This is a genomic window from Microcoleus sp. CAWBG58 (assembly GCF_020883045.1).
In the GTDB taxonomy this organism is placed as follows: Bacteria; Cyanobacteriota; Cyanobacteriia; order Cyanobacteriales; family Microcoleaceae; genus Microcoleus.
The window spans coordinates 1-6,544 of sequence record NZ_JAHRFA010000158.1 but is presented as its reverse complement, the minus strand read 5'-3'; the positions used below and the strand labels follow the sequence as shown (position 1 = coordinate 6,544).

The window sequence follows — 6,544 nt, the reverse complement described above, 5'->3', positions numbered from 1 at the left end:
CTACACAAGAATTCTCAGACTGCTTTTAAGTCTTTGTCTGGACTAATTAGATTTTGCTGGCATCCATACATTCTGTTTCCCTCCTTGGTTTATATTAGCATAGTATTCTTGATTTAAGATTGAAATAGGGAGCATCCCGGTTTTGTAAATGTCCGAATAAGCAATACTTCGGACAGTTTTAGATCTAAGGAGAGTATCTCAAACCCTTGATGGCTATAGGGATGGGTATTTTTTCAATCTTTGAGTAAGCGCCCGCTCGTTTCAAAAAAACATTAAAAATGCAATGGCGGCCGCTGTAAGGCTTACAGAGTCGTTAAAAAACTGTCCGAAGTATTGAAGAAGTGTAAAATAGTTAAAATGAATAAAAGCGTCAAAAAAAGTCGAGAAAAAGAGCCATGACCCCTGAAGAACTAGAACGGTTGGAATCCTGTGCGGCAGAAATTGCTAAAATTTGGTATAACAATACACCCCCAAGTGAAGTGACCAGTCTGGAAAACATTGAAAAACATCTCAGGCAACAATGGCTGGAAACAGTAGGCCCACAAATCGGTTTTTTTTTATCAAAGAAGCAACAGGAACAGAACAAGGACGACGGCGCACAGTAAAAAGCTGTATAGGTGAACTAAGAATTACTGAAAAACAGGCCGAAAAATTAGAGGTCAAGAAATCTACTCGATTATCTCCATTATTTGAAAAATGCTGTTTGGGTCAAATAGCTAATGTTTCCTACTTCAAGGCAGCCCAAGAAATGGAAGTTCAGACAGGAGTAAAGATAGGACATACTTGTTTACATAGATTGGTAGAAAAACAAGAATGGTCAGAACCGAGGGCCAAAATAGAGGTAAAAGAAACAAGCATAGATGGAGGGAAAGTCCGCCTGAGAGGGAAGTTGGGCGAAGGCTGTCATTGGCAAGATTACAAAGCAGTGCGGTTACATGAAAGTTATCATGGGGCTTTTTATCAAGAGAATGAAGAGTTAATTAACTATATAAACCATCAGCCATTAGCCGATATATTAACTTGTTTGGGTGATGGGCATGATGGAATATGGAATATTATGAGCCAGTTAAATCCTGGTAAAACCCGACGAGAAATATTAGATTGGTATCATTTAATAGAAAATTTATATAAAGTGGGAGGGTCATTGAAATCTCTAGCCAAAGCCAAGAATTTTTTGTGGGAAGGCCAGGTAGAATCCACCCTAAATTTATTTAAAAATTCTCGCAAAAAAGCAGCCAAAAACTTTTGCAAGTATCTAGAAAAGCATCGCTCTCGAATTGTTAACTATGAGCAATTATCATCAGACAAGATTTGTTCGATTGGCTCGGGAGCGGTGGAATCGACGGTCAAACAAATAGATAGAAGGTTGAAAATTTCGGGAGCTCAATGGTTGAAAAAAAATGTCATAACAAGATGCTAAAACTTCGTTGTGCTTACCTTAACGATCTGTTGGCTATTTGAGGCTTTTTCAAAACCGGGATGCTCCCTTGAAATATGACTGTAAAACAACCAATATAAAAAAAATATTGAAGGCGGTTGAAACCGCTACCGACTTCCTCCTCATGTCTAAAAGCCAGAGGCTTCCGTCTCGTTTCTCGGTGATAAAGCCCCTTCTCGCTGAATACAGGGAATATCCCTGATTTTCAAGGCCGGCTTTTTTTAATGCGCGTCGAAAAGCGCGATCGATCGCCTGCCGCGACAAAGGCTTCCCCGGCTTAACTCGGGACGGGAATAAATAGCCATCCTCCAAGCATTCATAATCTCGAAGAATTTTTTCCAGAGCAATGTGACAGGGGACTTCTCTGGTCTTCTTGTCTTTCCGTGTCGTCGCGCTGTAGATTATTTCCGAGCGCACGATGCGCCTAGATGGATTTACATAAAATTGCGAAACCTTGCTTTTTAGTATAGCCTCCGGTCTCTCGCCAGTGTACCAAGAAACAGCCAAGAAAACCCTGTGAACATCTGTAAAAAAATGTTTGCTGATTCGCTCGTAAATGTCTTGAGTCATTTTCGAGGCCTGTCCAAATCCATCAACTTTCACCTGTTGCTCTTTCCCTCTAAAAACAAGACAATCGACAACCTTTTAACACCCCTTTATACTCTAGCGCCTCAAACCCGTACAGCGAGGGAGTAATTAAAACTTAAGAAGTTGCTCTTTTATCTATTTCAGCAACTTCTTAAGAAAAAGTGCCAATCATATTTACAACGAAATCCTGCATAAACTGAAATTAGATTGTTACAAACTCTCCATCAACATGGCACCACACACCCCAGGCGCCGGCGCCACTGTCTCGGGAGCCTCTTACTCGGCCCCAACAGGGCCCGCCAGCAAAGAGCGATATGTATACGGCATTCTCGGACTTCTTGAACAAGAGGAAAATTTGCTGTCACGAATAGCGGTAGACAGAACCGACAAAATAAGTATCACGGCAAACCTGTCTACTAAAAAGGCAAACATCGACTTATTGCTCAACGTAACCGCCAGCAATACCGCTAACGGCGCGTCCAATTACACGGCAATTCATTACTTAACAGGATCGACTTTCACCAGTGGGACTGGTGGAAACAGCTTGGCGCCAAACCTGGCACAGGCTGCAATGGAAGCCGTGATGGTTTTGAAACTCCTAGAATTAGACCCGGTCAAAAATCCTGACAAGATAACTGCCGTAACTCGGTGCCAGCACGTACTTAATAACAGTGGCGGCACAAATGCAACGTTTAGCGCCTCACTCGAATTTCCTATAGAAATTATCATTTTGCCTGGTGGCGGCTCTGTTATTGAAGGGAAGGTGTATCTAACCTAATGGCAGAGAATCAATTAGAGAACACCAGAACTTTCCGGCGAACTATTACTAGCGCCGACGGCACGGGAATTATTGAAATATTGAATTGTGCAGACGCCTTTGCCGAGTATATTTCCTTATCTAATTCCCACCACTTAGGAAGAAGTTTCTACCTAGAAGCATTTAGCGGCGCGATTCACCTGCCTTCGTACAAAAAAGCCCCGTACCCCGATATTTATCCAGAGATGACGGCGGCAGAGAAAATCGCTGCAATGCTTGCCATCGAGGAGGATTATCCTTTTGTAGGCTTAAGGTTCCATGCTCGAAAAGGCACCGGAACTTGGTCAGACTTGGCAACTGCAAGATTGCAAAATAAAGGGAGGGAAACGACAATTCCTTTTACAATTCCCTACCTCACCATCAATCAATTAAAGTTACTCAGTCCCGACGACAGATTGGGTGTATCGATAATCAATTATGGGCATGGAGTATTAGGGGCCGGTGACTACATTAATTTAGAAGGCGATTTTAGATTTAATGTCGCCTTGATTGCTAAGCCAGTAAATAAAATCGTTGGAAATGCTATTCCTTACGGTGTCGATATCCCCTCAACAGCCCCCACTAGATTTAGGTTGGCTAATGCGAATAGGGCGATTTTATACGGCACCAATACCGGGAATGCAGATATTTGGATTGCTGGTAATTCGAGCGTTGCAGTAGGTTCAGGAATTTATTTAGGGGCTAATGGTGGCGGGAACCTGACTGAGGAAACTTTGACAGGTGAGCTTTGGGCGATCGCCGAAGGTAGTCCGTCCCGAATTTCGGGAATAGAGGCGAGCTATGTCTAGGGTTTCGTCTAAATCATCTCTGTCGCCCAGCGCCACAAAGGGGTCAAGTGCGATCGACCTCGGCAAAGATAGCGGCGTAGATATGGGCCGAAAATCTGAGCCGTCAGTTTCCAGCGGTGGTATTGGAGTCACCCGCGAAGTTGCAAATATTGGCGGGATGTCTGTCACCGGGGGAGTCAGCGTAGATGTAAGTCCCGTGCGACTCGATATCAGTGGAAACCCCAATTATGAGGATCCTTCCAAGAGCTCAATATCGATCGCTGGCAGCGCAGAAATCCCGGGGGGAGTTGTTGGGGTTGGAGGTGGCGTGACTATCAATACAAGTACCGGTCAAATAGAGGGCGGAAGCATTAGCAGCGAGGTAGTGGGATTTGGAATTGAAGTTTCTAAAAGTCCTGAGGGCGTGGGGGTAGGATTTTCGGTGCAAATTCCGGGTACACCAATTTCTTTTCAGCTTGGTTTTGGATTTCCGGAAAAGAAAGACCCAACACCAACACCAACACCAACACCAACGCCAACGCCAACACCAACACCAACAATCTATATTCCTGATAATTTAAATATTCAATCTCAATGCCCGGATGGCGTCAAATGGACTGCAATGATACAGGCATGGAGGTGGCCTGACGCTCTTCCTGTCTCCGAGGGCATGAAGAAAATAAATGAAAGTTTTGAGGATACCGTTAAAAATTTTAACGGCGATTTTCGAGAAGGCTACAAGCCAAATTACCCAGCAGATGCGGATAAGGTGTTTGGCGTTGGTCAGTGGGAGGACTTTAGAGGAAAATTCGACGTTACTGGTAATGTTGGTTCCTACTGGCTATCAAACACAGGTTCTTCTTTCGATTATTATATAATCTTCATTCGACAGGAATACGATTATATTGAATATTTCCACAAAGATTATCCAGGGAGTCGAATCCGTGGGGAGGTTTCTAACTTTAAATCTACTTTGGTTTCTATTAGCCCTCCGCCTAGATGCTCGGATGGATCTATCGGAGTTCCTTTCAATGAGCTTGTACTGCCCCCAGCCTTTTTTCCTGTTCCCCCCAACTCACCACCTAGAAAAGAAATGGATGAATGCTGTCGTGAGTCCATCAAATTGATGCGCCAAATCCACAAAAGACTGGGGATTAGTAAGTTTCCCGGCGAACTTCCCAGTACAATTGTTCAAACAGTTGAAAAAGGTCAAGAGCCAGAAGAACCGCCTCAACAGAAAATCGAAGATTTTTCCGATCTCTTGATGTGGATGTTTGAGCGCGATGACGAACGCTGGGGGCAATGGCAAATTCAAATCGACGTAAAAGACAGCGATTTGACAAAAGAAGGAGACCAGGGCAAACAAATTAAGTTTCCAAATTTAGCGGAATCAATTGCAGAAATGGAAGGGCAGATACTTAGCTTGCAAGCCAACGTAGAAGCCCTCGTCGCCATCGCAACTCGCAACTTATGCGAGTCCGGAATGGGTCGGCAAGAAGCAATCAAAGCTTACTTGGCAAGCATGGCGATTGCTAAATACATGAATTTCCCCTACGACGAGGCAGATATTGAGGTTCCCTCAACGTTTACCCCAAAAAGCGAATCAATTGATGAATTGATTAAAGAAAGTATAATCCACGTCAAAGGTATTCAGTACGAAGCCAAGGAAACGCAGCGAGATATCTTATTAGACTTGTTGCAGGCTGCTGCCATTACCAGGGCAGTACATTGGCGGCAAGTAGACCCTAAAAAAGACATCAAATCGCAAATCTTGGAATCAATCAAAGGCAGTGCTGACTTAAGCGAGAAACTAGAAAATCCTATAACTAACGACGATGACCCGAGTAAACCTAAGCACACTAAAGACTGGGAAGATTTCCTCGATCAGGTAGAGGATGGATTTGGTTTTGAGACGGGAATCGAAGATGCACAAACTCCCTACGGCAGGTCGAGAGACAGAAGGCCCCGCATCCGACAAATTGGGGACAATATAGGCCAGGCAGGAAAATCAAATGGCTGATGCAATAAAAAAAATTGGGTGGGTTCTACGCGATTTGGCTAGCCGCAAAATGCGAGAGTCTTCGACTGGTGGCAATATTATCCGCACCTGGTCGGCGAGTGCCACTACATCATCTGAAGACAAAGGATTTCTAGAGGCTATTTGGGACGGTGCAACGCGGTTCGTGGGTTTCTTGGTATCGGGAGTTGTCCAATTAATTTCATTTAGTTGGACTAAACTTTGGAGTTGGATTGTTGGCGGCACTCAATTTATTGCTAATTTCAACTGGAACATCTCCGACGAAGGTATTGACAAACAAATTGAGGGTTTGTGGAATGCCTTTGGCGGCGTATTGGGGGGTGCCGTAGGGCGGGCGATCGGGTGGATAGGCTGCGGTTTAGTTCCGGCAGCGGCCATCATGACTTTTAATGAAGCGCTAGCAACTCACTTATTGAAAGAAGTTGGCGAGCAAGCTCTGGACGAGTTGCTCGACGCTGCTGGTGAGGTAATTCAAGCCGGTTTTAGGATGGGCGTGCAATCTTCATTTTTGTGGCTTTACAAAAATGTTAGGGGCGCATTAAAAAACCCAGCTAATCCGCTGGGAATTGCTCTTAGAGGTTTGTTCGGGAGCGAAAAGATAGACAAGTGGGGAACGGGAGAAAGCTGGACTATTGCGGGTGCTATTGAAGAATCAATTGAATCTATTCCGAATACTTTTTTGAGGAATTTTGTAGAGGAAGCTTGGGAAGAAGGCACGGAGGCTTGCATCCAGGGCGAACGCATCTAAACTTTATATTAACAGAATATGGTATATAGCAATCCTAAATCATTATCAAGGTTATGGTACAATATATATGCAATACTTGACTGTGATAAAAAATGAATAAATTACAACTGCCACAAAAAGACATGGAAAAAGAAAAAGCTTCGTTAGA

The 6,544-nt window shown here is 43.9% G+C and carries 5 protein-coding genes and 1 pseudogene; 5 read left to right on the top strand and 1 reads right to left on the bottom strand.

What is annotated here, in order from left to right; translation table 11 throughout:
• The first annotated feature begins 395 nt into the window (after positions 1–395).
• A pseudogene (locus tag QZ918_RS32730) lies at positions 396–1,461 on the top strand (ISKra4 family transposase).
• A 7-nt stretch (positions 1,462–1,468) separates the two neighbouring features.
• Here the strand turns inward: QZ918_RS32730 and QZ918_RS32725 are convergent.
• The gene (locus QZ918_RS32725; RefSeq protein WP_293343177.1) at positions 1,469–2,008 is read right to left on the bottom strand and encodes a tyrosine-type recombinase/integrase; all 540 of its coding nucleotides are present in this window, start codon (positions 2,006–2,008) and stop codon (positions 1,469–1,471) included.
• 247 nt (positions 2,009–2,255) lie between these two features.
• Here QZ918_RS32725 and QZ918_RS32720 point away from each other — a divergent pair, with 247 nt between their 5' ends.
• From QZ918_RS32720 to QZ918_RS32705, 4 genes are read left to right on the top strand one after another with little or no spacing between them, the layout of a single operon-like run.
• Positions 2,256–2,804 (top strand): hypothetical protein, encoded by a 549-nt coding sequence (locus QZ918_RS32720; RefSeq protein ID WP_293343174.1) that lies wholly within the window; start codon positions 2,256–2,258, stop codon positions 2,802–2,804.
• Positions 2,804–3,631: a hypothetical protein gene (locus QZ918_RS32715; RefSeq protein WP_293343171.1), complete on the top strand. Its 828-nt coding sequence runs from the start codon at positions 2,804–2,806 to the stop codon at positions 3,629–3,631. The genes QZ918_RS32720 and QZ918_RS32715 overlap by 1 nt, the downstream gene beginning before the upstream one ends.
• Positions 3,624–5,630: a hypothetical protein gene (locus QZ918_RS32710; RefSeq protein WP_293343169.1), complete on the top strand. Its 2,007-nt coding sequence runs from the start codon at positions 3,624–3,626 to the stop codon at positions 5,628–5,630. Before QZ918_RS32715 ends, QZ918_RS32710 begins: the two co-directional genes overlap by 8 nt.
• On the top strand, positions 5,623–6,396 hold the full coding sequence (locus QZ918_RS32705; RefSeq protein ID WP_293343165.1) for a hypothetical protein: 774 nt from the start codon (positions 5,623–5,625) through the stop codon (positions 6,394–6,396). The genes QZ918_RS32710 and QZ918_RS32705 overlap by 8 nt, the downstream gene beginning before the upstream one ends.
• The last annotated feature ends 148 nt before the right edge of the window (positions 6,397–6,544 follow it).